The 25489-nt window shown below is 41.6% G+C and carries 22 protein-coding genes and 2 pseudogenes; 16 read left to right on the plus strand and 8 right to left on the minus strand.

Going from position 1 to position 25489, the window contains the following annotated elements; genetic code table 11:
• Positions 1-377 precede the first annotated feature (377 nt).
• Positions 378-1922 (plus strand): sulfatase family protein, encoded by a 1545-nt coding sequence (locus tag AC0L6H_RS08420; protein ID WP_473393749.1) that lies wholly within the window; start codon positions 378-380, stop codon positions 1920-1922.
• Here AC0L6H_RS08420 and AC0L6H_RS08425 read toward each other — a convergent pair.
• Positions 1889-2467 carry a tetratricopeptide repeat protein gene (locus tag AC0L6H_RS08425; protein ID WP_473393750.1) on the minus strand — a complete coding sequence of 193 codons (579 nt, stop codon included), beginning with the start codon at positions 2465-2467 and terminating at the stop codon, positions 1889-1891. The two genes, AC0L6H_RS08420 and AC0L6H_RS08425, sit on opposite strands and share 34 nt — an antisense overlap.
• A gap of 11 nt (positions 2468-2478) precedes the next feature.
• On the minus strand, positions 2479-3108 hold the full coding sequence (locus tag AC0L6H_RS08430; RefSeq protein WP_473393751.1) for a transglutaminase domain-containing protein: 630 nt from the start codon (positions 3106-3108) through the stop codon (positions 2479-2481).
• Positions 3109-3376: 268 nt separating this feature from the next.
• Between AC0L6H_RS08430 and AC0L6H_RS08435 the strand changes: the two genes are divergently transcribed.
• On the plus strand, positions 3377-7936 hold the full coding sequence (locus AC0L6H_RS08435; RefSeq protein WP_473393752.1) for a two-component regulator propeller domain-containing protein: 4560 nt from the start codon (positions 3377-3379) through the stop codon (positions 7934-7936).
• A gap of 68 nt (positions 7937-8004) precedes the next feature.
• Here the strand turns inward: AC0L6H_RS08435 and AC0L6H_RS08440 are convergent, their stop codons facing one another.
• On the minus strand, positions 8005-9207 hold the full coding sequence (locus tag AC0L6H_RS08440) for an Nramp family divalent metal transporter (RefSeq protein WP_473393753.1): 1203 nt from the start codon (positions 9205-9207) through the stop codon (positions 8005-8007).
• Between the two features lie 101 nt (positions 9208-9308).
• On the opposite strand from AC0L6H_RS08440, the gene AC0L6H_RS08445 reads away from it, so the two are divergent.
• Positions 9309-9956: a UPF0149 family protein gene (locus AC0L6H_RS08445; protein ID WP_473393755.1), complete on the plus strand. Its 648-nt coding sequence runs from the start codon at positions 9309-9311 to the stop codon at positions 9954-9956.
• Here the strand turns inward: AC0L6H_RS08445 and AC0L6H_RS08450 are convergent.
• Positions 9953-10378 (minus strand): CopD family protein, encoded by a 426-nt coding sequence (locus AC0L6H_RS08450; RefSeq protein ID WP_473393756.1) that lies wholly within the window; start codon positions 10376-10378, stop codon positions 9953-9955. The two genes, AC0L6H_RS08445 and AC0L6H_RS08450, sit on opposite strands and share 4 nt — an antisense overlap.
• Positions 10379-10456: 78 nt before the next feature.
• Complete coding sequence (locus AC0L6H_RS08455) at positions 10457-12151, minus strand: chloride channel protein (RefSeq protein WP_473393757.1); 1695 nt, start codon at positions 12149-12151, stop codon at positions 10457-10459.
• A 126-nt stretch (positions 12152-12277) separates the two neighbouring features.
• Here AC0L6H_RS08455 and AC0L6H_RS08460 point away from each other — a divergent pair, with 126 nt between their 5' ends.
• The 3 genes from AC0L6H_RS08460 (at position 12278) to AC0L6H_RS08470 (ending at position 14096) form a co-directional block, all read left to right on the plus strand.
• A complete protein-coding gene (locus AC0L6H_RS08460) occupies positions 12278-12988 on the plus strand; it encodes a DUF6776 family protein (RefSeq protein ID WP_473393759.1) in 711 nt (236 codons plus the stop codon).
• A 145-nt stretch (positions 12989-13133) separates the two neighbouring features.
• The gene (gene erpA / locus AC0L6H_RS08465) at positions 13134-13478 is read left to right on the plus strand and encodes an iron-sulfur cluster insertion protein ErpA (protein ID WP_473393760.1); all 345 of its coding nucleotides are present in this window, start codon (positions 13134-13136) and stop codon (positions 13476-13478) included.
• A 45-nt stretch (positions 13479-13523) separates the two neighbouring features.
• Complete coding sequence (locus AC0L6H_RS08470; RefSeq protein ID WP_473393761.1) at positions 13524-14096, plus strand: glutathione S-transferase family protein; 573 nt, start codon at positions 13524-13526, stop codon at positions 14094-14096.
• Between the two features lie 46 nt (positions 14097-14142).
• On the opposite strand, the gene AC0L6H_RS08475 is transcribed toward AC0L6H_RS08470, so the two are convergent.
• Positions 14143-15108, minus strand: a complete 966-nt coding sequence (locus AC0L6H_RS08475; protein WP_473393763.1) for a hypothetical protein — start codon at positions 15106-15108, stop codon at positions 14143-14145.
• A 187-nt stretch (positions 15109-15295) separates the two neighbouring features.
• On the opposite strand from AC0L6H_RS08475, the gene tatA reads away from it, so the two are divergent.
• The 10 genes and pseudogenes from tatA (at position 15296) to AC0L6H_RS08525 (ending at position 23766) form a co-directional block, all read left to right on the plus strand.
• Complete coding sequence (gene tatA / locus AC0L6H_RS08480; protein ID WP_473393764.1) at positions 15296-15571, plus strand: Sec-independent protein translocase subunit TatA; 276 nt, start codon at positions 15296-15298, stop codon at positions 15569-15571.
• Between the two features lie 3 nt (positions 15572-15574).
• A pseudogene (tatB, locus tag AC0L6H_RS08485) lies at positions 15575-15871 on the plus strand (Sec-independent protein translocase protein TatB); the annotation flags it as partial.
• Between the two features lie 109 nt (positions 15872-15980).
• Positions 15981-16727 (plus strand): annotated as a pseudogene (gene tatC / locus AC0L6H_RS08490) (twin-arginine translocase subunit TatC); the annotation flags it as partial.
• A gap of 167 nt (positions 16728-16894) precedes the next feature.
• Positions 16895-17731 carry a TatD family hydrolase gene (locus tag AC0L6H_RS08495; RefSeq protein ID WP_473393765.1) on the plus strand — a complete coding sequence of 279 codons (837 nt, stop codon included), beginning with the start codon at positions 16895-16897 and terminating at the stop codon, positions 17729-17731.
• 29 nt (positions 17732-17760) lie between these two features.
• On the plus strand, positions 17761-19515 hold the full coding sequence (locus tag AC0L6H_RS08500; RefSeq protein ID WP_473393767.1) for a sensor domain-containing diguanylate cyclase: 1755 nt from the start codon (positions 17761-17763) through the stop codon (positions 19513-19515).
• Positions 19512-19649 carry a hypothetical protein gene (locus AC0L6H_RS08505; protein WP_473393768.1) on the plus strand — a complete coding sequence of 46 codons (138 nt, stop codon included), beginning with the start codon at positions 19512-19514 and terminating at the stop codon, positions 19647-19649. Before AC0L6H_RS08500 ends, AC0L6H_RS08505 begins: the two co-directional genes overlap by 4 nt.
• On the plus strand, positions 19646-21568 hold the full coding sequence (locus AC0L6H_RS08510; protein WP_473393769.1) for a sensor domain-containing diguanylate cyclase: 1923 nt from the start codon (positions 19646-19648) through the stop codon (positions 21566-21568). Before AC0L6H_RS08505 ends, AC0L6H_RS08510 begins: the two co-directional genes overlap by 4 nt.
• 41 nt (positions 21569-21609) lie before the next feature.
• Positions 21610-22608: a porphobilinogen synthase gene (gene hemB, locus AC0L6H_RS08515; RefSeq protein ID WP_473393771.1), complete on the plus strand. Its 999-nt coding sequence runs from the start codon at positions 21610-21612 to the stop codon at positions 22606-22608.
• A 19-nt stretch (positions 22609-22627) separates the two neighbouring features.
• Positions 22628-22834 carry a hypothetical protein gene (locus tag AC0L6H_RS08520; RefSeq protein WP_473393772.1) on the plus strand — a complete coding sequence of 69 codons (207 nt, stop codon included), beginning with the start codon at positions 22628-22630 and terminating at the stop codon, positions 22832-22834.
• 50 nt (positions 22835-22884) lie between these two features.
• Complete coding sequence (locus tag AC0L6H_RS08525) at positions 22885-23766, plus strand: hypothetical protein (RefSeq protein ID WP_473393773.1); 882 nt, start codon at positions 22885-22887, stop codon at positions 23764-23766.
• 27 nt (positions 23767-23793) lie between these two features.
• Here the strand turns inward: AC0L6H_RS08525 and panC are convergent, their stop codons facing one another.
• Together panC and panB are read right to left on the minus strand one after the other, a co-directional pair.
• The gene (gene panC / locus AC0L6H_RS08530; RefSeq protein WP_473393775.1) at positions 23794-24642 is read right to left on the minus strand and encodes a pantoate--beta-alanine ligase; all 849 of its coding nucleotides are present in this window, start codon (positions 24640-24642) and stop codon (positions 23794-23796) included.
• 25 nt (positions 24643-24667) lie between these two features.
• Positions 24668-25462: a 3-methyl-2-oxobutanoate hydroxymethyltransferase gene (panB, locus tag AC0L6H_RS08535; RefSeq protein ID WP_473393776.1), complete on the minus strand. Its 795-nt coding sequence runs from the start codon at positions 25460-25462 to the stop codon at positions 24668-24670.
• Between the last annotated feature and the right edge of the window lie 27 nt (positions 25463-25489).

The raw sequence follows: 25489 nt of genomic DNA on the forward strand, positions 1-25489 counted from the left end.
TAAAATTGATTTCTATATTTAATTATACATAATGATAACATCTAGGCAACAAACATAACGATTTTCTTTACGTACACTATAAATAAAATTACACATAGTGGCAGAGCTTTTGAGTGGCAGAGCTTTTGAGGCTTTTTTGTGTAATGTGAGAGTCAAGCCTCGCGAAAGCGGCTTTCTTTTTTATCTAGTGCAGTTTGTATATTTATATCAACCTAAACATATAAGGGCCTTGCTAACTTGTTAATCACTTTTATGCGTAAAAGCTAGTAGCTAGAAAACCTAGCAAGCTATTAATTCAGAACACTGATTAAATATGAAAATAAAACGCATTAACCCAAACTAAAGCCACATAATTGCGTTAAAAATTGAGTCATAAAATGAAAACAAATTATATTCTCATCGTATTGCTGCTTGTCGTCTCATTTATGGGGAAGGGCCAAGAGCACGATTCGTCAGCTAAATTTAAGCAAACTAAACCTAACGTAGTGTTAATTTTGGCAGATGACCAAATGTGGGATAGTTTAGGTTTGTTAGAAAATAGCGAGGTAATAACTCCAAACCTTGATCTGTTAGCAGCTAAAGGTGCAGCATTTAGCAATGTATATAATATGGGCTCGTATGCACCAGCGGTGTGTGTTGCCAGCCGCGCAATGTTAAATACAGGGGCGTTTTTGTGGAACGCTGAAGCGATCTCTAAGTATAGACGCGTTAAGACACAAGCTAATAACGCCAGCAGCCAAACGGCAATTAATTATGTTCTCGAAAAAGATGCGCCAGAGGCATATTGGTCGCAGTACATGAAGCAGGCTGGATACGACACCTACTTTACGGGTAAATGGCACGTGCCGGGTGTGGACGCCAACAACATATTTGACCATACCCTAAATGTAAGAGCGGGCATGCCTAAAGCGCATAGCAAATTTTACAGTCGTAAGTTTGAACCAGGCAAACCAGATGATGTTTCGTATAACAAAGAATTAGGTGGATTTTGGCAAGGGGGTAAGCATTGGAGTGAGGTACTTGCCGACGACAGTGAAACGTTTTTCGAGCTCGCAAAATCAAGTGATAAACCCTTCTTCATGTATTTAGCCTTTAATGCACCACATGATCCACGTCAAGCTCCTAAAAAGTATATTGATATGTACGATGTTAATAGCATAAACGTGCCCGAAAACTTCTTACCAGAGTATCCATATAACGAAGAAGCGGGCAGTGGACGTAATTTACGCGACGAACGAACAGCGCCTTTTCCTCGAACCAAGCATGCAATTAAAGTTACGCGTCAAGAATACTTTGCCTTAATTACCCATATGGATGAGCAGGTAGGGCGAATTTTACGCGCGCTTGAAAAAAGCGGCAAAGCAGACAATACCTATGTTTTTTTCACCGCCGATCACGGTTTAGCGGTGGGTGATCATGGCTTTGTTGGTAAACAAAATATGTACGACAGCAGTATGAAAGTTCCTTTCTTAGTAAGCGGCCCGGGTATACCTGCGAACAAGACAGTAGATGCACCTATTTACCTGCAAGATGTTATGGCAACGTCATTAGCTATTGCAGGCCTTGAGAAACCAGCTCAAGTTGATTTTAAAAATATTTTGCCCTTAGCTCAGGGTAAAACAAACAACAGCGAATACGATAGCATTTATGGCGCTTATACCTTTTCCCAGCGCATGTATCGCAACGATAAGTACAAGCTAGTTATCTATCCAAGAGCAAATGTCGTCAGGCTATATGACATGAAAAACGACCCACTAGAAACCACAGATCTTGCTGAAGGTAATAAACCTCCGGTGAGCTTATTAAAAAGTTTGTTCGCGCAATTTGAACGGCAGCAGAAACTAATGAACGATCCATTAGATGTTAGTTCTGTCCTTGATAACTATCATTACAAACTAAGCCCGGCCAACTTTGCGCGATAACGTTTTTCATCCTCAGGTAAATAAGCAAGGGATTGTGCTTTCTCTAGTGCTTGGCGAGTAGCTAATAATTTGCTTTGTTGGGCATATATATTTGCTAGTAAATAATAGGGTTCATGTAGGTAGCTGGCTTTTTTTGCAGCCTTTAAAAAGTGTGCTTCCGCGAGTACTAAGCGACCTTCTTGAAGGTGGACTTTGCCGCGCTTTATCCACGTATAGGGATTGTCTTCGGTCACAGTAGCAATGTTTTGGCTCAATTGATTTGCACGTTTAAAGTTGCCACGCTTTCTTAGCAGTGACGCGAAGTTGTCAATTGCAGCAAAGCTTGCAAGCTTGTTTTTATCCATAAAGTCATAAAGCTTATAGGCTAAATCTTCTCGCCCTTTTCGACCATACAAAATTGCCAGTAGATTGAGTGTATCTGGATGGCGGCTGTCTAGTTTATTGGCTTTGAGTGTATAAGCGAACGCCAAATCAAGCTGATTATCTATCAGCGCATCTGCGGCTAAATTATGCCAATACATTCTTTCAACATCGTTTTGTGACACCTTCGAAGACTTTACATCGCCAGACGCTTTGAAATAATCGATAGTGATATAGCTAAATGTTGTACTTTTTGAGTCTGGGGAAACCCTTTATCAACCAAGGTTAGGTTGACGTGGGTTGATAAAGTTTGAATATGTCCATTAGCTGCGGAGTTATACTCAGTAAAAACCGGTGCGCTGTGAACTTCTCTATATTGATAATCAATACCTACAAGTTTTGCAATCGCGGTCGACAATACCGCTAGTGACATACAATTGCCTTGTTTCTTCGCTAGTGCATTTGTCGCGTTATAGGTTTTACCGTGGTAGGTGAAGTTATTGTTGAGGTTGAATAAGTAGTTGGCCACACGCTGATGGGGACTAATATGAGCGATATCAAGATTATAGAAATAGTCAAAAAAGTCAGCTTTTTGTTGGTCAGATAATTCAAATATTTGGTGTTGTGATGTATCTACGGGTATAAACAACTGCGAGTATATTTCAGGGACGTTTGCGACTAATGTACTTTGATTAGCCGGTGATGTATCAGCTAATTTTGAAGTGAGTTTGTGATAGTTACTGCTTGTTGAACATCCCATTAAAAGACTACTCAGGCATAAACCTGCTAATAAAGGCCAACTACTGCGCATATGCTTACTTCCCATTATTTGTTCTTTTAAAACCAGTCTAACTAGTATCGTAACTTATTATTGAAGGTGTAAACCAGTGTTTTAATCAAATCCAATACAAATCAGCGCATATCAAATAACGCTAAATATACTCATTTATCAATCCTTCCTCAACTCGGAATCAAAACGCTAAGTTTATTTATGTTGAGCCAAATTTTGGCGATAACCTGTACGTAAGCGATATTTTTTTATTTCATTGTCAAGCAAAGCACTTGACAGTAACTAGCATGTTGGTAGCAAAAAATTGTTCAAACGCGTTCGCCACAATTATTTATGGTTGTTTTTTATACTGTGCAATACTGCATTCGTACATGCATCTTCTGCTACCTTGCAAAACTTCGATTTTCGCTCTCAACAAATAGACTTTATTCATTTAGGTGATTCTAAACGACATTTGTCCAACCCCAACCCCAACGTCACGGCAATCGAGCAAGATAATAAGGGCTTTATTTGGATTGGCACTCAATATGGTCTAAATCGATTTGATGGCATTAATACTCGCAAATACACCACTCATTCAAATGATAAAAACAATATTGCCAACAATTGGATCACCGATATTTATAACGATTCACAAGGCCGTTTATGGATTAGCACTAAAGATGGGATCAGCCTGTATCTGCCAGAGCAAGACGCCTTCGCACTAATTACAGACCCTCAACAAACTAGAAATCATTATATCAGTATTGCTGAATCAGCCGGCGGCATCCTATGGTTCGCTAATGCAGAAGTAGGAGTGCTCCGCTACGACAGCCATAAAAATGAAAAGTACTTTTATACTGCAGAAGAAAACGCGGCTGGCAGCCTTAGTAGCAACCTGACGGTGTCAGTGTTGGTGGATTCTCATCAGCGTTTATGGGTATCAACCAACAGCAGTGGTTTGAATATTAAACAAGCTAATGAAGAACGCTTTAGCCACTATGGCCAGCAAACTGATATTGCACTTCCAAGCGATAACACGCGCAGTTTTTATGAAGATAATCAGGGGAATATGTGGGTCGGTACGGCTGATGCTGGTGTGTTTATCTTTGACCCCTCTACGGGTGTCAAGGCTCATTATCAGCACGATCCAAAGCAAGATGACAGCCTTTGCTCTAACGATGTGCGTGATGTTTATCAAGATAATCAGGGGATTATATGGCTAGCGACAGGTGCGGGTTTATGTGAGTTTCATGCACCTGATCAGATATTTATTCGCCACCAACGCGACAAAGGGCGAGTCAGCAGTTTGATTGACGATACTGTTACTGCCTTGCTGCAAGATGCTGGCGGAGTGTTATGGGTAGGAAGTTTCAGTGGTGTGAGTCGTTGGAATGCAGAGCTTGCGAGTTTTTCTCAGGTTTCTAGGGCATTCTCAATAGGCAAAGCATTGGCAAGTGACGATATTTTATCGTTTGCCCAAGATAGCGAGAACAATCTCTACATAGGTACTTGGGGTGGAGGCTTAAGTGTCATAGACAGTCAGTCCAATACGCTAAGCACGCAATTGCCTAGTCCTGAAAAGCCAAATGGTTTGCAGGAAAATATAGTCATGAGTTTGTTGGTAGATAGCGCTGATAACTTGTGGTTAGGAACATTTAGTAAGGGCTTGCATAAACGAGAAAAAGGACAGACTAATTTCGAAGTATTTCAACACCAAGCTGATGATCCATTAAGCATTAGCCACAATGCTATCAGCAAAATTTTAGAATTGAGCAATGGCGATATTGCGGTGGCTACTTACGGCGGCGGCATAAATTTATATCAGGGCGATGGCACTTTTAAACGCCTTGTATTTGATGCCAATAATGAAAATAGTCTATCGAGTAACAATGTGCTCGATATAGTGGAAGGCGATTCAGGGGCACTCTGGATTTCCACTGACGGAGGTGGTCTAAACTATTATTCAACGCAAACGAAACGCTTTGTCAGATACAAAAAATCTAAGGGCGACTCCAACAGTTTGGCCAGCAATAGCCTCTCTTCTTTGCTTATCACAAACGATTATTTGTGGATAGCAACGCAGGATCAAGGGCTTGATAGAATTTCTAGAAAACAAGCCGATGCTTCAAGCATTGTATTTGAACACATGCGAATGCGAGATGGCCTTCCAAGTAATGCTATTTATGGGATGGTTGAAGACGACAAAGGGTATGTTTGGGCGAGTCACACTAAAGGGCTTAGCAGAATAAAGCCTTCAGATGGAACGACACTGAATTTCACCACAACGCATGGATTACAGGACAATGATTTTAATAGCGGCGCACATTTCAAGGGCAATGATGGCCGAATGTATTTTGGTGGAGCAAAAGGATTTAACACCTTTACCTCAGACCAAGTCCCGATAAATAAATACAATGCACCGATTCAGTTAACCCAGTTCAGTAAATTTAATCAGCCAGTCCCTTTGCATACAGTGTTAAATGAACAAGGCAGCATTGCATTAGACTACACTGATTCGGTAATTGGTTTTGAATTTGCACTATTGGATTACTCGCGCCCACAAGACAACCAGTATGAATATCAAATGCAGGGCATGCAGGATGAATGGATAGCATCGAACACAAATAGCATTACCTTCTCAAATTTAGCCTCGGGTGATTATGTGTTTAGAGTCAGAGGCGCCAACAACGACGGTGTATGGAGTACAAATCAAATAGCCATACCTATAGTTATTGCTCCGCCGCCTTGGCAAACCGTATATGCGTATGTTGTTTACATCATGTTGCTACTGTTGACGCTGTATTATTTTTACCAAAAGCAACGTGCTAAATCAGCGGCGCTAATACAATATCAGGAAAAGTTAGAAGCCGACGTTAAGCAGCGCACCTTAGAGTTACAAAGTGCTAACGATAATTTAGCGAAAGCTGTAGTTGATACCCAAGCGGCTAGGGAAAAAGCCGAAGAAGCTGGTCGCGCAAAGTCTAACTTTCTTGCGACTATGAGTCATGAAATACGAACGCCAATGAACAGTATTTTGGGCATGAGTGAATTAGCGCTTAATACTGAACTAAATCCTACGCAGCGCCGCTATATCAAAACGGCATACCGCTCTGGGGAGATGTTATTAGAACTTATCAATTACATTTTGGATTTTTCCAAAATGGAAGTGGCTAAGATTGATCTTGAACACGATACCTATGATTTGCATAAAACTATTGAAGAAAGTGTTTTTGTGATTGCTGACAGGGCCCACGAAAAGAATCTGGAGTTAGTGACTAACATCGCAGCGACCTGCCCAAGGTATGTCTTAGGGGACGCATTACGATTGCGCCAAATCGTTATCAATTTAGTCGGCAATGCTATTAAATTTACAGAAAGTGGTTATATAGAAGTTGCGCTTGATTGTGATCAGACAGATTTTCGTTTACAGGTTATCGATAGCGGCATTGGAATGTCTGATGAACAACAGGGTCGTATTTTTGAGGCCTTTGAACAGGCCGATAATTCTACCACTCGACGTTTTGGCGGCACAGGCCTTGGCTTGAGCATTAGCAAAACCTTAGCGCAATTAATGCGTGGTAGCTTAAGCGTTACATCCACTGAAAACCATGGTTCGGTATTTACGCTGAGTTGGCCTACCGAGGTTTCACAAACACAGTGTGATGAGCAAAACAAGTCGGTCTTATCGAACGCGCAGGTGGTGCTTTTAGTTGAAGAGCCGGTGGTAAGAAAGATGGCACAAAGCTGCCTTTCGCGTCTTGGTATTGATTTTAACTTAGTAGAAAAGCCACAACAACTTACTATGCCAAGCACAACATCGAAAAAATTGCTTTATTTAGTAGATGAACCGCTACTAGACAATATGGACTGGCTAGTCGCACTAAAAGACTTTGCAGGTCAGCTAATTGTAATGTCAACCTTAACTAGCGATAGTTCAACGTGCCCATTGCAAGCCGCCGATTTCATCAGCAAGCCATTAGTGAGTTGCACTCTTTATCAAATACTACTGCAGCAACTTGGCATTGCTCTACCAGCCAAGCAGCAAATGTCATCTGCGATATTCGCTAATGCCTTTGCATTCAACGCTAAAATATTATTGGTTGAAGATTCAAAAATGAATCAGGAAGTGGCCAGCGGCATGTTAGCAATGTTTGGTTGCTCTGTTGAGATTGCTCAAAACGGCGCAGAAGCGGTAGATAAGGTCAAAAACCACCAATACGACCTAATTTTAATGGACTGCCAAATGCCGGTAATGGATGGTTATACAGCCACTCACCAAATTAGACATTGGGAACAACAAGAGAATAGAGTAGCGTCAAAAATCGTAGCATTGACCGCTGGTATGGGTATGAATTACCAACAAGATTGCTTAAATTCGGGCATGGATAAATGTTTACTTAAGCCATTCACGGCCCAACAGCTACTTGACATACTCAATCGTTATCTTGGCCATGCGTTGATTGAAAAAGAAAGTGGAAATGTTGATATTAATGAGCAAGCACTACGGCCAGATGTGAGTCTGTTATCTGTAGAGGGCTCACAAAATTGTTTAGACATGGAGCGTATTGATGAAATCAGACAAATTGAAAAACAATCAGGCCACCCAATTCTCTCGCGTATCATTAATATTTTTGAACAGGAAATGCAACATCATATCTTAGATATAAACGACGCTTACTCTAATCAAGATAGTGCTCGAGTTGCAGAAATTGCTCATGCTATGAAATCTCTTGCTGGCAATGTTGGCGCAGAAAAACTAAGAACGCATTGCCAAATGATTGAATTAGCAGGAGTCGGTGAAATTTTATCAAGCTGCCTAGACAATATGAAAGCGCTACAGCCTGCCTATTTAGAGAGTATGAAGCATTTAGCTAGTGTATAAGTCGAACACGATCAACGCATCCTTTGGGTGAAAACCATATAATGCTCTTCGTCTAATACGCTAGTCATTTAGAAAAAAAGCTTATAACTGGCTAAACCAAGGACAAGTAATATGACAATGCCTGCACAAAAGTTAGTCAAGTGACCGTTCTTATGACTACCTAAAAGCGCATTACTGTTGCATACCCACACCAATAGAATCGCTGAAATAGGTAAAAGTAAAGCATTAGCGGTTTGTGCTATGAGGATTAGTGCTATTGGTTTTAAACCGATACTTGCCACTGCTGTGCCGACGACGACGATGCTGACGGCAGTGAGCTTGAACTTACGATTGTGTAAATTAGCTTCCCATCCAAATAATCCGCTAATCGCATAAGCTGCTGCTAAAGGTGCCGTGATTGCCGATGTTAGGCCCGCAGCAAACAAACCAACACCAAAAAATAAACTGGCTTGATCTCCTAGTAATGGCACGAGCTGATTGGCAATATTGCTTGGATTAACCGCAATTTGAGCAACATAAAACGCGGTTACTGAACTTGAAAGAATCGCAAAAGTCACTAAGCCGCCAATGCCTATGCTGGCGAAGAGTTGTTGATTTTGTCGCCTTAATTCTTTTCTGTTAATTTGTGCTTTACTGCTTGAATTGCGCGCATCCTGTGCGCTCAAGCCAGCATGTAAGAATAGATTGTAGGGCACAATAGTGGTGCCAATAATCGCGAGCGCGAGCGCTATATTAGACAGCATTGGGGCTTGCATAAACAGGCCTTCGGTGAGTAATTTGATATCAACACCGACCAGTATCATTAGAGTGATAAACACCAGGCTCATAATCAATACCAGGCCAATTAGGCATTTTTCTACCAGTTTGTAATGGCCTGATAAAAGCAATAGTAAGGCTATACTCCCCAAAGATAGCGCCCACAAGCGAATTGAGCCACCAAAGTTAGCACTCAGCCCAAGTGCCGCACCCGTAATGTTTCCACCTTCGTATGCAGCATTACCTACACCAATCGCTACGATTACTAAAGCTGCGATTAACCATTTAAGCAAGGGATGTTGAATGCTTTGCATGATGGCTTCAGACAGTCCTATACCGCTGACGGTACCTAGCCTTGAGGCCATTTCTTGCAATATAAAGGTGGCGAATATTGCAAAAACTAATAGCCATATTAGGGCGTAGCCAGTTTGCGCGCCTACTAAAGTAGCGGTTGTTACGGTTCCTGGGCCAATAAAAGCAGCGGTTACTATTAAGCCTTTTATTCCTGCGCGCATTTTTCATCCTGTAATTAACGGTGTTAAAGCAAGCTTTGAACTTGTATCATTACACGCAATTGATGCGGTGAAAACCCTTAACATGGCAGACTTAGTTTTCTATGGATGTATCTAATTACCTTTATACTGATTTGTCGGTACTTTATGAAGACCCAAAACAAGCAGCATTTTTACATTCACAATATTATGTAGAGGGTTGTTTGCTTGGTGCCTGTGCTTGTCCAGAAATTCCCTTGCCTGATGTTTGGTTACCTTGGGTGATAAAGCATCATCAGCAAATCGAAAATGCACAACAGGCAGATCATATTACCGATGTACTGTTTGGCTTTTTTAAGCAGTGTTTGGCACATATGCACAACAACACGCTAGTTTTGCCTGAATATGCACGTTACGGCACAAATGATAAAGCACTAAGTGATTGGTGCGAAGGAATACTAATAGCCCACAGTGCGCGTGAGCGTTTTTGGGAAGGGGCTTGGCAAAAAATGCAGGCGCAAGCGCCCGAAAGAGCGCCTAAGATGGCAAAAGATTTAAAGCATTGCTTACTAATGTTTAGTACCTTTGCAGATCCACAAAAAGCGATTGAAGACGCAAATACTAAAGATGGTAGCGGAGATACTTTGGCAAGCAAGCTACCGCTTATTGCATTGAGTCTACAAGACACATTACGCCAATACGTAACTATATCGGGTGAGCTTGCAGCGTTTTTGCCAAACCAATTTGAGACCTTTCAAAAAGAAAGTGATTAAAAAGGTTTTACCACCGCTAATATCACAATAGCAAGAAGGGCGAGCACTGGTGCTTCGTTTAAAAACCGGTAAAACTTGGGGCTATGCGTATTGCTATTATTTAAGAAACGCTTCATTAGTACGTACAAATACATGTGATAAATATAAAACAAAATCACCACCGCTAGTTTTACATGCATCCACATGCTTGCACGAAACCATTCTCTGCCGTAGGTGTATATCAACAAAAGACCAAAAATCAATGTTAGCACTGCGAAAGGGGTAACGAACATCCAAAGTCTACGCTGCATAATGTTTAGCTGCGCTTTTACTTCAGGGGCGTCAGACTCGGCGTTATAAACAAAAAGCCTCGGCAAGTAAAAAATACCAGCCATCCATGCAACCATGAAAAAGATATGAAGGGCTTTGTACCACAGCAGCATAGTGCTTCCTTTTAGTGTGTGTCGTGTTTTTTATTATGGGAATGGCTTTGTAGGCATCGCCGCGTAAGCAAAGTATACCTAGTGTTGCTGGCGCAGCAAATAGGTATGCAGCATATTCCACGTAATAATGCCGCAAAGATTACCACGAGCATCTTCTTCGTTTAATTCGCTAGTGACTTTTTTTAAGTCGCTATGAACAGTTGAAACAATCGCTACGCCGCCATGGCGTTTTTTAAATAAAAGTTCATAGACTTCTGCTAATGTATTTTGGTCTGTTATTGTTTCGATTTTATGCTTGGCTAAGCTATGTTCTTCTTCTTTTGCGTTCATCGTTAACGACACCAACTCCCATTCTTGTGTTTCTTCGTATTGTCGCTTGTTAGCAACCAATTGGTTTGGGTTTTGCTGTAAGTACTCAAGCATGTCGGTGTCTGTGGCAGCGTAAAAATCTTTAAAGTCCGTCTTCATTAAGGCCATTACACCGGTATCTTGCAATTCATCCCTAATTGCCGTTGTAGTGTAAGGGAGGCCTTGATATTCAAGTTGCTGAATGAAAATCGAACGGTTGTTGCACAACTGCTTTGATGTCACATAAGCACTTACGATCGTAATTAGCGCTGGCAAAATAATTTGCTGCGTAGAACTTAGCTCCATGACCGCCGATAAAGCCGCCATTGGCGCATGTAAAACGGCCGCCAAAAACCCCGCTAGGCCAAGTAAAGCATAGTTAGTAGTAAGTTCAAATTGTGTCGTTTGTAAGCCAAGGTCTAAAACACTAATCAGCAACATTTGCAAAGGTTGTAAAAAAAGCACTCCAGCGAGTATGCCAATCACCATGACAGCACCTATTATGCCGCCAGGGACACCTAATGCGATTGCGATTAAAGCTAAGAAAAACTTTGCTAGGAACAAGGTTAATATAGTGCCAAGCGCCGGTGAACTGGCGATAAAAGTATTTATATTTACAAATTCGGCACCCAAGGCGCTTGGCATATAATAGCCTATACAGCCTGTGATAACGCCCGCTAATAACAAGCGTGTCATCATATTAAAGGGATGAAATAAGCGCATCGTCCACATAAGTTGTTTATTAAAGAAACTGGCTAAAAGACCAAGTAAAACACCTAAAATCACCAATATTGGATAATGCCAATATTCCATCGTTTGGAAACTCAAAAAGCTAAGTTCGGTAACATCGCCAAATACCAAGCGTGTTAATACCGAACCACAGGCGGCGGCTAACATGACAGGAACAAATATATGCACTTTATACTCGCGCATGACCACTTCCATAACAAAAATAACCGCTGCAAATGGTGTGTTAAACGCAGCCGCTATACCCGCCGCAATACCGCAACCTGCCAGAATTCGTAGACTATTAAAGGGAAATGCAAACCAGCGACCAATATAGTGACTTGCCGCTGCTGCTAAATGCACAGTGGGCCCTTCTTTGCCTACAACAAAGCCGCTCGCTAAGGCTAAAATACCGCCAAAAAACTGATTGATACTGGTCGCTAAGGGCATGTGCCCATAATACAACTTGAAACGATGAATAACGAAAGGAATCCCCATTCGATAGTGTTTAAAGCCTGTGATTTTGGCGATCACAATCACTATTGATATTGCAATTATTGGTAATATTATTAGTTGCCAACTAGGCATTGCGGTATAATTGCCAACAGAACCTAAAAGCGATGTTTGTAAAACCTCAAGGCACAGCCTAAACAGAATAATCACGGCAGCGGCCACAAATCCGGCGATCAAGCCCACCATGCACAGTTGAATGGAGGTTGACGGAATCGATAAGGCTAGCCGTAGAGAGTGTAATCGCACAATAGTAGACAAGTTAAGCAATACATGTCTTAAATCATAACACAAAACAATAGCTTAGGAGAGATTTTGGACCTACCAAAATATCGTAAAAAGATTGGTTTCGTGCGTTTCTATGCGCTGGCCTTGCTTATCATAGCGCTCACTTTTTACGCGGGTTACGAATTTGCAGGTATTCAAAAAAGTAACTTGACCGCACAAAACCGTTTATTAAATAAGAGCTTAAATAATTTGACCGCTGAGCACGAAGAAGTGCTATCGAATTATAATGTGCTTAAAGTTGAGTTAGATATTGCTCAATTAACGAATGATCGATCTCAAGAGGCCATTAAAGAAAGTATTAATAGGGAGCGAGCCTTAAAAGATCAGGTGTCGTTTTACCAACGCGTGTTAGCACCAGAAATAACACAAGACGGTTTTATCGTTCAGCGTATGGAAGTGTCGCCTACACGAAGTGAACGCAATTATCTAATAAAGATGGTGTTGTTACAGCACGAAAATATAAAAGCGGTCATAAAGGGCGCACTAGACATGCGCGTGTTTGGCAGTTTAAACGGCAAACCGATTAATTATAATATTTCAGCATTGCAAGATGACTCCAATGCATCTTTGGATTTCGCGTTTAAATATTTTCAAGTTATTGAGACGCGCGTCACCTTGCCTGAGGGCTTCACACCAGAACGCTTTGAAATTGCTACTGAAGTATTTAAGTACAATAAAAAACGCGGTGATTACACCACCGCGATCAAATGGGAAGAGGCCTTTGTAGATGCCGAGTGAATACTTGATTAAAACACTCAAGTATTAGATAATCCATCTATTAGGAATTAGTCAGTACTTTTTGGCATTTTCAACGTAAAATGCAGTTATGACCATTGCGTGTAAACGTAAATGAGCAAAAAGTAATAGAGTTGTGGAGTTAAAAATGTCAGCAGAAGTGGCAATGCCAATTGAATTTTCAGATGCCGCAGCAAGCAAAGTGAAAGCGTTAATTGCAGAAGAAGAAAATCCAGAACTTAAGTTACGTGTATATGTAACAGGCGGCGGTTGTTCTGGGTTTCAATATGGTTTCACCTTTGACGAGAAGGTCAATGAAGGTGATATGACAGTTGAGAATCAAACTGTTACCTTGGTGATTGATCCAATGAGCTTACAATACTTAGTAGGTGGTGTTGTTGATTACACTGAAGGCTTGGACGGTTCTCGGTTTTTCGTAAACAATCCAAATGCAAGCACAACATGTGGTTGTGGTGCGAGTTTTAGTATTTAACCCCGATTTTGCGCAGTTAATCGGCTAAAATAGAAGGTAAGAAAAATGCAGCTCTTTGGGTCTACAACTTCCCCGTATGCGCGAAGATTGCGCCTATTTATGCAAGATATTGCGCATGAATTTGTGCTTGTTGATATATTTAATAGTCGTGACCGGGCAGGTATACAGCGTGATAACCCCACTCTAAAAATTCCCATGCTTAAAGATGGTGAGCAAACGGTCTTGGATTCTGGAAATATTTACCGCTACTTACAAAACAAATTGGGCGCGCCAGGTTTAACGTGGGATCAGCAAAATCTGCTGACGATTATTGATGCTGCCAACGAGTCACTCGTGCAGCTTCTAATACTGAGTCGCTCAGAAATAGATGTAAGCAGTGACAAGATGTATTTCCGAATACAGCGTGAGCGCCTTGACGTTGTGTTTTCCCATATTGAACAAAAAGCTCAGCAAGGCGCTTTTGACAACTGGGATTACTTATCGATGAGCTTGTTTTGTCTACTCGATTGGGTGATGTTCAGGCAACTACATGACATTTCTTCATTTACCCATTTAGGTAAATTACACGCTCGATGGTCACAGCTTGCCATTTGCCATAAAACTGACCCAAGAGTATAGCCTTCAAGGTAAAGCCTTTAAGATATAGCGTTAAAGGTAAAGCTGCTTAAGTTGAAAAGTGGATTTCTGTGCGGATGGCCAAGCCCATTGAAGCGCGGAAATTTTCTTCTCGCAACCATAGTATAAAGGGTTCTACCTCTACAAAAAGCCAATCTCTCAATATTTTACGTTTATAGCGCAAGCTCACTAACATTTGTTCTTTACGGTAGGTAGGGCGTGAACCGCCGTCGATCGAGGCTGTAAATAAATAACTCGTTTCATTCTTCACCAGATGCAGAAATTGAAATTCATGACGCCACAGCCAATCACTTTTTTTATTGCGAAAACGAAAGCTGTTGTTTAGTTCAAATGCAGAAGCACTGTCGAATACATAACCATATTCGGCGTTAAACTCTAAGCCTAATTTATCATCAGAATAATAGTTCGTTTCGGCAAAATAACGTAAGGTTGCGTTTTCAGAAACATCAAAAAGATCAGAGTAACGTGCTCTCGTATATAATTGGCTGCCACGGCCAAATCCAATCCGATAGGACAATCTATCGGTGGTTTTGTTTTTAAATTGTAAAGCAAGTACCGCTTGGTCGCGATTGCCTAACTCATTGCCTCGCGCGGCTTTAACAGCTTGGTCGCGCACATCATCTTCTTGGTCAGATAAGAAGAGTTCAACGCGGTCTTCTAAGGCAGGTAGTTTTACCCGAATTTTAAATCTAAAATCAAGCTCGCTTAAATCCCCTGATCTCGGTTCCCAGCCAAATCGCAAGCGGCCACTTGTTGTCGCAGCCGTATTATTGTCGCCACCTTCGTGTTTAAACCAACGGTTAATCGCCCCTGCAGTTGTGTCAACGCCATAATTTAGATAGCAGTATTGGTCATCTAGCCATCCTAGTTGACCACAATAATCATAATTAATTCTCTCATTCGCAGGGGATTGCGCATTGCTAAAAGCGGCGTAAGTAGAAAGTAGCAGACTTAGCGATAAAAGAAGTGTCGAATAATAAGGCGTTTTGTACATGTTCGCTTTGATTCAGCCGCTTTTAGTAGGTGAAAATAAAATATTTTGCTACAGAAGTAGCAAAGCCAGTGATATTCGCTAAGTTCTGAGTATAATACGAACACAGCAAAGATTGTTATGCAAATTTTTATGAATTAAATGGGCAATAAGCTATCTTATTATCATAGAAAAATATTAAGGAAATATTATGGGTGGCATTAGTATTTGGCAGGTGTTGATTGTACTGGTGATTGTTATACTGTTGTTTGGCACATCTAAACTAAAGAACGTTGGAAATGACCTTGGGTCAGCGCTTAAAGGGTTTAAAAAAGCGATTAAAGAAGACGAGAAAGATGAAGGCAATAGCGCATCAACACAAGATGCCGATTTTGAACCTCTAGACAAACCGGCTGCAAAAAACGACGCCTCGCAAAGCGTTACTAGTGAAGATAAGAGCGCGCAAAAACAAACGAGCAAAGACTAATTTATGTTCGATATCGGTTTTTGGGAAATGCTGGTTATCGGGGTAATGGCCTTGGTCATTTTAGGCCCTGAACGTTTGCCCGGTGCTATTCGTTCCACGATGAATACCATCCGCAGTATCAAAGATGTTGCAAACGGATTTAAGCAAGAAGTTGCCAGTCAGCTCGATGCTCATGAACTGCATACCAACCTTAAAAAAGCCGAAAGTTTAGGCATGGAAAACCTAGGCAAAGATCTTCAGGACTCGGTTAACGAATTGCGAGCAGCAGCGGCATCAGTCCAGCGACCCTACAAAAAGCAAAACATAGATGCGCAAGAGTCCAAAGATCTCAGTACGGATAACACTGAATCTAATGATACACCAGCAAAGATAAGTGCGACCTCAACCGACCCATCAAAAAATAGACCTAATGAGTGAACCAAGCGGGTTAATCGCCCATCTAATTGAATTACGTTCAAGAGTGCTCAAAGCGCTCCTGTCGGTGTTTGTCGTGTTTTTATGCCTTGTTTATTTTGCGCAAGACTTGTATCGCTATCTGGCAATGCCATTAGTAGCGAGCTTGCCTGAAGGAGCAAGTATGATTGCAACCGATGTTGCTTCACCGTTTTTAGCGCCTTTTAAACTAACTTTAGTACTGTCATTTTTTGTTGCCATCCCTTTTGTGCTTTACCAAATTTGGGCCTTTATCGCGCCCGGGCTATATCGGCGAGAAAAGAAATTAATTGCACCTTTGCTTGCCAGTAGCACCTTATTGTTTTATTCCGGTATGGCCTTTGCGTATTTTGTGGTGTTTCCACTCGCGTTTATGTTTTTTAACAGCGTGGCACCCGAGGGCGTGCTAGTTAGCACCGATATTTCAAGTTACTTGAATTTTGTACTTAAGCTATTTTTTGCTTTTGGTGTGGCTTTTGAAATTCCCATTGCGGTTATTTTAATGTGCTGGACCGGCATGACTACCGCCGAAGCCTTAGGCAAAAAGCGGCCTTATGTCATTGTGGGTGCCTTTGTTGTTGGTATGCTACTTACGCCTCCTGACGTTATTTCGCAAACTTTACTTGCAGTGCCAATGTGGGTTTTGTTTGAGATTGGTGTCTTAATTGGTGGTTTATACAGTCGCAGTTCACAAGATGATTCGACAGAGGCTGAGGATGATGACCAACAAGCGCAATCTACAGAGAGTAAAAGCGACTTTGATGATTATGCGCATTCTGACAACCCTAATCACGATAGTTCTGACGAATTTGAATATGATGAAGATGAGCATGAAGATGAGCATGAGCAGCTTGATCCGAAGACTGACAAAGGGGCAAACAAGGGGTCATAATGAGCTGGATAGACGCAGGCGTAAATTTACTCGACCCTAGGTTTACGCTAAATGATGTATTGGCAAGATCTGAACAGGCAAATGTTAAACATTTGCTGGTTATCGCATCAACTATCGAAGAATCAGAACGTGCTCGCGTTCTTTGCTCGGAACAACAAGCAAAACGTCTCAAAAATTCGCCCGGTGGTGAACAACAAATACACGTCCAACTGGCCTGCACCGCAGGTATTCACCCGCATTACGCTGATAAAGCTACAAATGAATCTTGGGCTAAACTAAGCACCATTATTGCCGATAAACATATATCAGCGATTGGTGAATGTGGCTTAGATTTCAATCGTAATTTTTCGTCTCAAGCAAATCAGCTCTATGCATTTGAAAAGCAGTTAAGTATCGCTGCTGAAAATAACATGGGGGTGTACTTGCACGAGCGCGATGCATTTGAAGCACAAATGTCCCTCTTAGAACAATATGCACCGTCACTAAAGTTTATGGTAAGCCATTGTTTTACTGGCAATAAAGAGCAGCTTGACGCCTATGTGTCATTGGGTTGCTATGTGGGGATTACGGGGTGGTTGTGCGACGAGAAACGAGGCCAGCTATTGCAACAAGCAGTTAAAAGCCTACCGCTTTCGCGCTTACTATTAGAAACAGATTCTCCTTATTTGTTTCCTAAAACACTAAGACCGCGAAAGTCGAAAAATGAGCCTTGCTACTTGCCTCACATCGCTGAAACGCTTTCTAAATTGATAAATATCGACATATCAGTAATAGAAGACCATGCCTTCAAGAACGCACTAAATTTATTTTTTAGCGGGAGGGTGGCACACAAATAAGAGATTAATAAAACACATGGTTAGTAGTAGTGGCGAGTGAGTTTACAGCGATGACCAAAGTCAGAACAGCCAGCATCATTGCTGCTGTTTGCCTATTTGTTATGGCCCTATTAATACTGCCTTATAACCTTACCCAAATCAGTAAACAAAATTCTAGCGAATTACATGTAAGCTTGTTCATTGACGAAAGTTTTAGTGCCGATATTCGCGAGACCTTAGCACTGCAACAAAACAAATGGACACCCACCGATACTTTCAATTTTGGCTTGGATTCAAGACCACATTGGCTAAAAGCAAAACTTCCTAGACATAGCGCAAACGAGAATCGCTTTCTACTGATTAATTACGGACTCTTAGATCACGTCGATGTGTGGTTTCTAACAGCTCCTGACGAGGGCTCTGAGGTGATTGGCGCTTATACTACAGGTGATGCGCTTAAGTACTATGAACGCGTTATACATTCAGAGAAGTTCTTATTTGAAGTGCCACAAAGTGAAGGCGACATTTACATATACGTAAAAGCAAGAAGTAAAGGGCCGTTGAATATCCCCCTTGAACTGTGGTCAGCGAATGATTTCTTGGAGTATTCAAACCTTCAGAAGCTGTTCTTAGGTATGTTTTTTGGCTACATGATTGCGATGGGCTTAAGCAATTTGTATTTCTATGCGACCACCCGCAACATTCTTTTTGCCACATACGCAGGTTATGTTTTCTGTATTGCGATTGTAATGGCGACTCTTCAAGGAATAAGCTTTCATTACTTATGGCCAAACAGCACGTGGGTACAAGAATATGCGATACCTATGTTTGCCAGTATGACAATAATTTTTATTATTACCTTAACGACCAAACTACTCAAATTACGAGAACAAGCGCTTAGTATTTACAAAATGCTACACAATATTCGCTTAGTTTTTTTCGCTCTGTTATTTCTAAGTATTGTTTTTCCCTATTATTCTGTGCTGATTAAACTTGTGCTGGTATTACTGGTTATAACGACCTTTATTATTTTTGGCGCAGGGCTGCTCTTAGCAATTCGTGGCAGTGTAGTGGCGCGTTATTTCTGCGGTGCTTGGGGCGTTCTATTAGTGTCTGGTACATCCATTGCTCTAGAGAACTTTGGACTTTTTGAACCGCCTATTAACTCTAGTTACTTAATGATGGTTGGCGCAATAACCGAAGCACTCTTACTTGCATTAGCGCTTGCAGTTAACCTCAACGAACAGTTGGCCGCTTCTAAAAACGCGCGAGATCTTGCGCTTAATAACGAACAAGAAGCCATCGAAGCGAAAGATGAACTTATTAGGTTACAAGAGAAAAACCAAAGCGACTTAGAATACAGTATTGAAGAACGAACATTAGAATTAGAAATAGCACTACGCGAGCTATCTGAAAAAAACCGCGAGTTAGAAAAATTAAGCGCCATAGACCCGCTTACAGGGCTAATGAATCGACGTTACTTTGATAAGCGCATTGTTGCTGAGTGCAGACGAAGCAAACGAGAGCTCAGTACCTTGGGTTTCGCAATGTTAGATATTGATTTTTTTAAGAAGATCAATGACAACTTCGGACACCTCGCGGGCGATCACTGCCTCAAAGTGTTTGCGGCTATCCTAAAAGAAACAATAAAGCGGCCTTCCGACATCGTTTGTCGCTATGGTGGCGAAGAATTTGTGCTTATGCTGCCCAACACTGACAAAGATGGTTTGGTAAACGTATTAGAAAAAGTGCGTAAAGCGGTAGAGACAAAAAAATCCTTTTTGAAGGCCAAGAAATATCAATGACGGTAAGTATTGGCGCATGCAGTCGAATAGTCTTGTCTGAAGATGAAACGAGCCTGATTGTCGCGTTTGCAGATAAGCTGTTGTATCAGGCCAAGGCGTCTGGACGCAATATTGTTATGGTGGACAGCTTTTGATTTCTATCGAACATACGCGTTTTATGCCGCCTAAGTACAGCGCAACGATTAACGAATTACGCAAGTTTTTTGCTAAATATTGGCTTGTCGTCTTCATCTTTGGCTCGGTTGTCGTCTTCATGCAAGCCACCTTATTTTTGAGTAAGGAAGCAAAGGGCGATATTGCCATTAGCAAGTCATCCTTTTTTATCGACAATACTTATGAGCTAACTTTTTCGAGTGTGAACGCCCTACCAGATGAGCAGTGGAGAGAGCGAGATAATGAGTCTCTTAAATTTCGGCCCGCGAATGGTAAAATATGGCTTAAGATAGTTATTCCAGCGCAAAAAGAAAAAAGCGTGTATCTGCGCTTTAAAAATCCGTCGATAAATACTGTCGACATAAAATTACTCACAACAAGCCAGACCAATAAGGACCAGTCAGTGTTGGTGGGTGAATTTAACGCAGGCGATAGCAAAGCATTTCATACTCGGGATATAGCCTTACCCGAATTTGTTATTCCGCTTAATTTACCGCAACAAGCAAGTACTTTGTTTATTTCTGCAAACCCTGAACTTGCTACTGACTTGAACTTTGGCCTATGGAGCCCACAAGGTTTAATTGAATTTAATGACCATATTTCAATATTCTTTGGCATTGTATTTGGTTATATGGCCGCTCTATTTTGCTACAGCCTTACTATGTACGCGACCGTTCAAAAGAGCGAATATTTGTGGTACGGACTCTATCTTGGCGGCTTCTTGTTGCACGCAATGACGCTTAGCGGTTTTGCTTTTCAGTATTTTTGGCCAGAAGGAACGGGACTGCAGTCAGTCATGTCAGGAGTTTCCCTTAGCCTAAGCTTTTTATGTTTGGTTAAATTTACCCAAATAATTATTGCTACTAAGAGCAAACGTTACAATCAGGCTTTTAATTTTTTGGTGTATGGACATGCAGCTACGTGCCTAATGTCATTATTTACTCAAAACCCTCTGTTTTTGAAATTTCACTTGGTGGCGGTAGCGCTAACCGCCATTAGTGTGCCCTTTATATGCTCGTCGATTGCCAAAGAAGGTTCGAAAGTCGCTCGCTTTTTTGTTTTGGTATGGTTTGTCTACTTGGTGACCTCCTTGGTTGCTATTTTAGGGATACTGGATTACATCTATTGGCCATTAAATCATGTTTATACGCTAATGCTAGGCTTTCATATTGAAACCCTTTTGATTGGGTCAGCCTTGATATACGGATATAGAGTGACTTATATTCAAACTTTAAAGATGAAAGAGTTAGCACTGAAAGAAAAAGAGAAGTCACTACACGCTAAAAATCAGATCCTCAAGCTGCAGCAAGACGCTAAAGACAAACTTGAAAAACAAGTGAAAGCGCAAACGACTCAACTAGAAAGTGCTTTGAGCAATCTTTCTCTCGCGAGCTCTGAATTACAAATCATACGAAACCTAGATGGGCTCACAGGATTGCCTAATCGACTCGCCTTTGAAGAAGGTCTTGACCGATTGTGTCAATCGAGCCTAGAGTTGGGTCTCCCCTTATGCATTTGTGTTGTGGACATTGACCATTTCAAAAAGGTTAATGACTGCTATGGGCATATTGCGGGTGATGATTGCTTGCAGGCTTTTTCAGCCCATTTAAAAAATAACTTTGATCTTAAAGACTTCCATTATTGCCGCTATGGCGGAGAAGAGTTTATTATTGCAAGTCTGTTGCCTATAGAACAAGTACTCAAAACAGTTGAACATTTTAGGCTGACTCTCGAAGAAATGACAATAAAGTCTGGCGCGCATGACATCTCTATTACGACAAGTGCGGGTATTGCGAGTAAAAAGCTCAGCAAGGTCTCAGATTCACGGAAAGTGTTGTCGCTCGCAGATGAAAACTTGTATTTAGCGAAACACAAAGGACGTAATTTAGTAGTAGCTTAGGTATACTTGTATGTATACAAGTCCTCAAGAGAAATTTAATTATGTCAGGTATGTTACTCACCCGTCCTCGTCGACTTCGACGCTCTGCAGCCTTAAGAAATTTAGTTTCTGAACACGCGCTTTCAGTCAACGATCTTATCTACCCGATGTTTGTTATTCCCGGTGAAAAACAAACTGAGTCAATAGCCTCTATGCCTGAGGTTTTTCGTTTTAGTATCGATTTATTAATTGAAGAAGTAGCACAATGCGTGGCTTTGGGCATACAGCATTTTGCTTTGTTCCCGGTGGTGGGTGAAAATAAAAAATCGCTATTGGCCGAAGAAGCCTTTAATGACGATGGCTTAGCACAATCAGCGGTAAGGGCATTGAAAAAGCGATTTGGTGATGAAATTTGCGTGATTACCGACGTCGCCCTAGACCCTTTTACTACACATGGGCAAGACGGTATTATTGATGAAAGCGGCTATGTACTTAATGATGAGACCATAGACGTGCTCGTCGAACAAGCGCTTTCGCATGCTCGCGCCGGCGCTGACATCGTTGCTCCTTCAGACATGATGGACGGCCGAATTGGGGCGATTCGAGAAGCCTTAGAGGCCGAAGGCTTTATCAACACTTGTATCATGGCATATTCTGCAAAATATGCGTCGAGTTACTATGGGCCGTTCAGAGAGGCGGTCGGTTCTGCTGGTAATATCAAAGGTGGTGATAAAAAGAATTATCAAATGGACCCAGCAAACAGTGACGAAGCCATGTTGGAGATAAGCCTAGACATAAACGAAGGCGCCGATATGGTCATGGTAAAACCGGGTATGCCGTATTTGGATATAGTGCGTCGCTGCAAAAGTGAAATTAAGGTACCGACTTTTGCATATCAAGTGAGCGGTGAATATGCCATGCATCAAGCGGCATTTCAAAATGGTTGGCTAAATAAAGACGCGGTAATTCTAGAATCCTTACTCGCGTTTAAGCGTGCAGGAGCCGACGGTATTTTAACCTATTTTGCAAAGGCCGCAGCCTTGTTGTTAAATAGGGAGTAAGCCACGCGAGTAAGATTTTATGTCTAAACCAAAACTAGAACAAGCTGAGCAGATTGTGAGTAACGACAACGATGCTCTAGATGCTGATTTTGCCGCCAATAAAACACTCATGAGTAAACTCAAACGTTGGCGTTATGGATGGGGGGAACGTTGGGCTTTATTGCATGCCAATCAAGCTATTTATGTGATTGCCCTTGTTCTTTTTTTACCGCTGATGGCAACTTAGAAGAGCCTGGTACACAGCTCTGGTTGATAGGGTTTTTGGCTTTGTTTGCGATGGCCAGAGAACTGTGGGCAATTTTTATCAAGGTGTGGGAATCTACTTTTGGGCGCTTAGTTTTATTTGTGCTCTACGCGGCTATTGCTAATTTCACTTTGGCCTTAGCAGCACAGAAAGTCAATATTGTGATAGGCGCAGACCCAAGTTACCTTTACCACACACAAGGTTTAACCATGCTATTAATGCTCCCTTTGTGGTTAATGCTAGTGAGTATGGTGGCCATTGTTTGTATTTTTGGAATACTACAGTTCTTACGCTTAATAAAAGGTATTTTGGTGTCTTTGCGCATAATCGCAAGCAAATCAAAGCCAAAAGAGGCCTTCCCCAAAACCTTTAATATTATACGCCTAATCTTATTGGCGCCGGTCATTGTTACCATCGTGACGTCCTTATCTTGGTATACCGAGCAACTGCATTTAGACGATACTTTCGGCGGCTTTTATATTTCTAGCAAAGAAAGTAACGAAGCGAGGATCTTAATTGCTCAAAAAGGGATAGAGACTATTGATGAAGAGCTCAAAAACCTTGATTTGGGCAATGACGAAAGAGAAGAGTTACTGCAAGCAAAAGCGAAATTAGAAGCAGCACTGCAAGCGCGAATTAACAAGCAAGCAGAAGAATTAGCGCTTGAGGAAAGCGAGCCGCTAGTTAACGAAGAAGTAGAAGAGAAAACATATATTCTGGATAAATTTATTGCATCCTTTGTTTATCATTATGAGGCGTTTAAATTCTCTCATTGCGAAAAAACACCGGCTGAACGGGTTGTGTACATAAGTGAAAACGAAATACTCGTTGTTAAGAAAAACGACAAGCTCGATTCAGGTTATGATTTCAGTACTCGCACGTGTGTTGTGGCGCAAGTCAACTCAGGCCCCTGAAGTCATTAATTATTAGGCACTAACAAGTTATATTGAAAAACGTAAGTTATCGATTAGTCTTGTTTTACCACAAAACGCCGCCGCTAAGATCACCAAATCGGTATCTTCATGACCAACTTGCATAAGGCTTTGTGCATTTCTTAATTCAATATAATCTGGGTTGAATCCCTGTTGTGACAAACGGCTCTTAGCGCCAGCGATAAGTAAACTGAAGTCTCGTCTACCGGCAACTATGTTGTCTCTTAAATCTCTAATTTCTTGGTATAGGTTTGGCGCAAGTTCTCGTTGTGATGGTGTTAAATAGCCATTGCGCGAACTCATCGCTAAACCATCTGCTTCACGCTCGGTGGGTACACCGTGAATACTAAGATTCATCGATAAATCAGTAACCATAGCTTGGATAACCTGCAATTGTTGGAAGTCTTTTTCACCAAAAAAAGCATGGTTGGGTTGAACCATATTAAACAGCTTACACACAATGGTCGCCACACCTCTAAAGTGCCCTGGTCGACTTGCACCACAAATCATATAAGATAGGCCAGGCACTTCAACAAAGGTCTGCTGTTCAAGACCTCGGCTGTAAATATCTTCACTTTTGGGCATAAACAAAACGTCAACACCTAAGGCTTCAAGGGCTGCTTGGTCGTCTTCAAGGGTTTTGGGATAGGCCTCTAAATCTTCATCAGGGCCAAACTGAAGAGGGTTAACAAAAATCGAGACAACCACTTTTGTAGAGACTTTCTGGGCTTCTTTTACCAGTTTTAAATGGCCATTGTGAAGATTTCCCATGGTGGGTACAAAGGCAATTTCTTCTTTGCCTGTTTGCCATGTTCTTCGAAGTTGGCGTAACTCAGTTATTTCGCGAATCACTTGCATATAGGTTTAATCTCTTACCGCAATTTTATTCAAAAGTATGCTCTGGGCCAGGGAATGTTTGGGCTTTTACTTCACTAATGTACTGCGCAACGCTTTGAGCGATGTTGCCCGTTTCAAGCAAATAGTTTTTTGAAAACTTGGGCATATAATTTGCGCTGATCCCTAGCATATCGTGCATAACTAAAATTTGTCCATCGGTATTTGGGCCGGCTCCAATACCAATAACCGGGATACTTAGTTTTTCACTGACCATGCGGGCTAAGCTTGAAGGAACACATTCAAGTACGAGTAATTGTATGCCTGCTGATTCAAGCGCTACTGCAGCTGAGAGTAGTTTGTCGGCTTGGCTTTGCTCACGGCCTTGCACTCTAAATCCGCCAAGTACGTGCACTGATTGAGGCGTTAAACCTAAATGTCCACATACTGGTACAGAACGTTCAACTAAGCCCGAGATAGTTTCAAGCAGCCACTCTCCCCCTTCAACTTTAACCATACTGGCGCCACTTCGCATCAACGTGGCCGCATTTTTATAGGCAATTGAAGGTTCGCTGTAACTCATAAACGGCATATCAGCAATCACAAATGACTTCTCGGCACCTGCACGCACACACTTGGTATGATAGGCGACTTCGTCAACGGTGACCGACAAGGTGTCATCCATACCCTGTAAGACCATTCCTAAAGAGTCACCAATAAGGATGACTTCTACATTTTGTTGGTCAAACAATTTTGCAAAGCTGGCATCGTAAGCGGTTAAGGCAGCAATCTTCTCGTTTGATTGTTTCATTTTCAATAAGCTGGCGACGGTGTGCTTTTTCATATTGTGTACTCTAGGTGTCTAGGTGTG

This window comes from Glaciecola sp. G7-5 (assembly GCF_055808975.1).

Coding starts and splice junctions, on each gene's coding strand:
- AC0L6H_RS08420 (WP_473393749.1), top strand. CDS start 378: ATGAAAACAAATTATATTCTCATCGTATTGCTGCTTGTCGTCTCATTT.
- AC0L6H_RS08430 (WP_473393751.1), bottom strand. CDS start 3,108: ATGGGAAGTAAGCATATGCGCAGTAGTTGGCCTTTATTAGCAGGTTTA.
- AC0L6H_RS08440 (WP_473393753.1), bottom strand. CDS start 9,207: ATGCGCGCAGGAATAAAAGGCTTAATAGTAACCGCTGCTTTTATTGGC.
- AC0L6H_RS08445 (WP_473393755.1), top strand. CDS start 9,309: ATGGATGTATCTAATTACCTTTATACTGATTTGTCGGTACTTTATGAA.
- AC0L6H_RS08450 (WP_473393756.1), bottom strand. CDS start 10,378: ATGCTGCTGTGGTACAAAGCCCTTCATATCTTTTTCATGGTTGCATGG.
- AC0L6H_RS08455 (WP_473393757.1), bottom strand. CDS start 12,151: ATGGTGGGCTTGATCGCCGGATTTGTGGCCGCTGCCGTGATTATTCTG.
- erpA (WP_473393760.1), top strand. CDS start 13,134: ATGTCAGCAGAAGTGGCAATGCCAATTGAATTTTCAGATGCCGCAGCA.
- AC0L6H_RS08470 (WP_473393761.1), top strand. CDS start 13,524: ATGCAGCTCTTTGGGTCTACAACTTCCCCGTATGCGCGAAGATTGCGC.
- AC0L6H_RS08475 (WP_473393763.1), bottom strand. CDS start 15,108: ATGTACAAAACGCCTTATTATTCGACACTTCTTTTATCGCTAAGTCTG.
- tatA (WP_473393764.1), top strand. CDS start 15,296: ATGGGTGGCATTAGTATTTGGCAGGTGTTGATTGTACTGGTGATTGTT.
- AC0L6H_RS08495 (WP_473393765.1), top strand. CDS start 16,895: ATGAGCTGGATAGACGCAGGCGTAAATTTACTCGACCCTAGGTTTACG.
- AC0L6H_RS08505 (WP_473393768.1), top strand. CDS start 19,512: ATGACGGTAAGTATTGGCGCATGCAGTCGAATAGTCTTGTCTGAAGAT.
- hemB (WP_473393771.1), top strand. CDS start 21,610: ATGTCAGGTATGTTACTCACCCGTCCTCGTCGACTTCGACGCTCTGCA.
- AC0L6H_RS08520 (WP_473393772.1), top strand. CDS start 22,628: ATGTCTAAACCAAAACTAGAACAAGCTGAGCAGATTGTGAGTAACGAC.
- AC0L6H_RS08525 (WP_473393773.1), top strand. CDS start 22,885: ATGGCCAGAGAACTGTGGGCAATTTTTATCAAGGTGTGGGAATCTACT.
- panC (WP_473393775.1), bottom strand. CDS start 24,642: ATGCAAGTGATTCGCGAAATAACTGAGTTACGCCAACTTCGAAGAACA.
- panB (WP_473393776.1), bottom strand. CDS start 25,462: ATGAAAAAGCACACCGTCGCCAGCTTATTGAAAATGAAACAATCAAAC.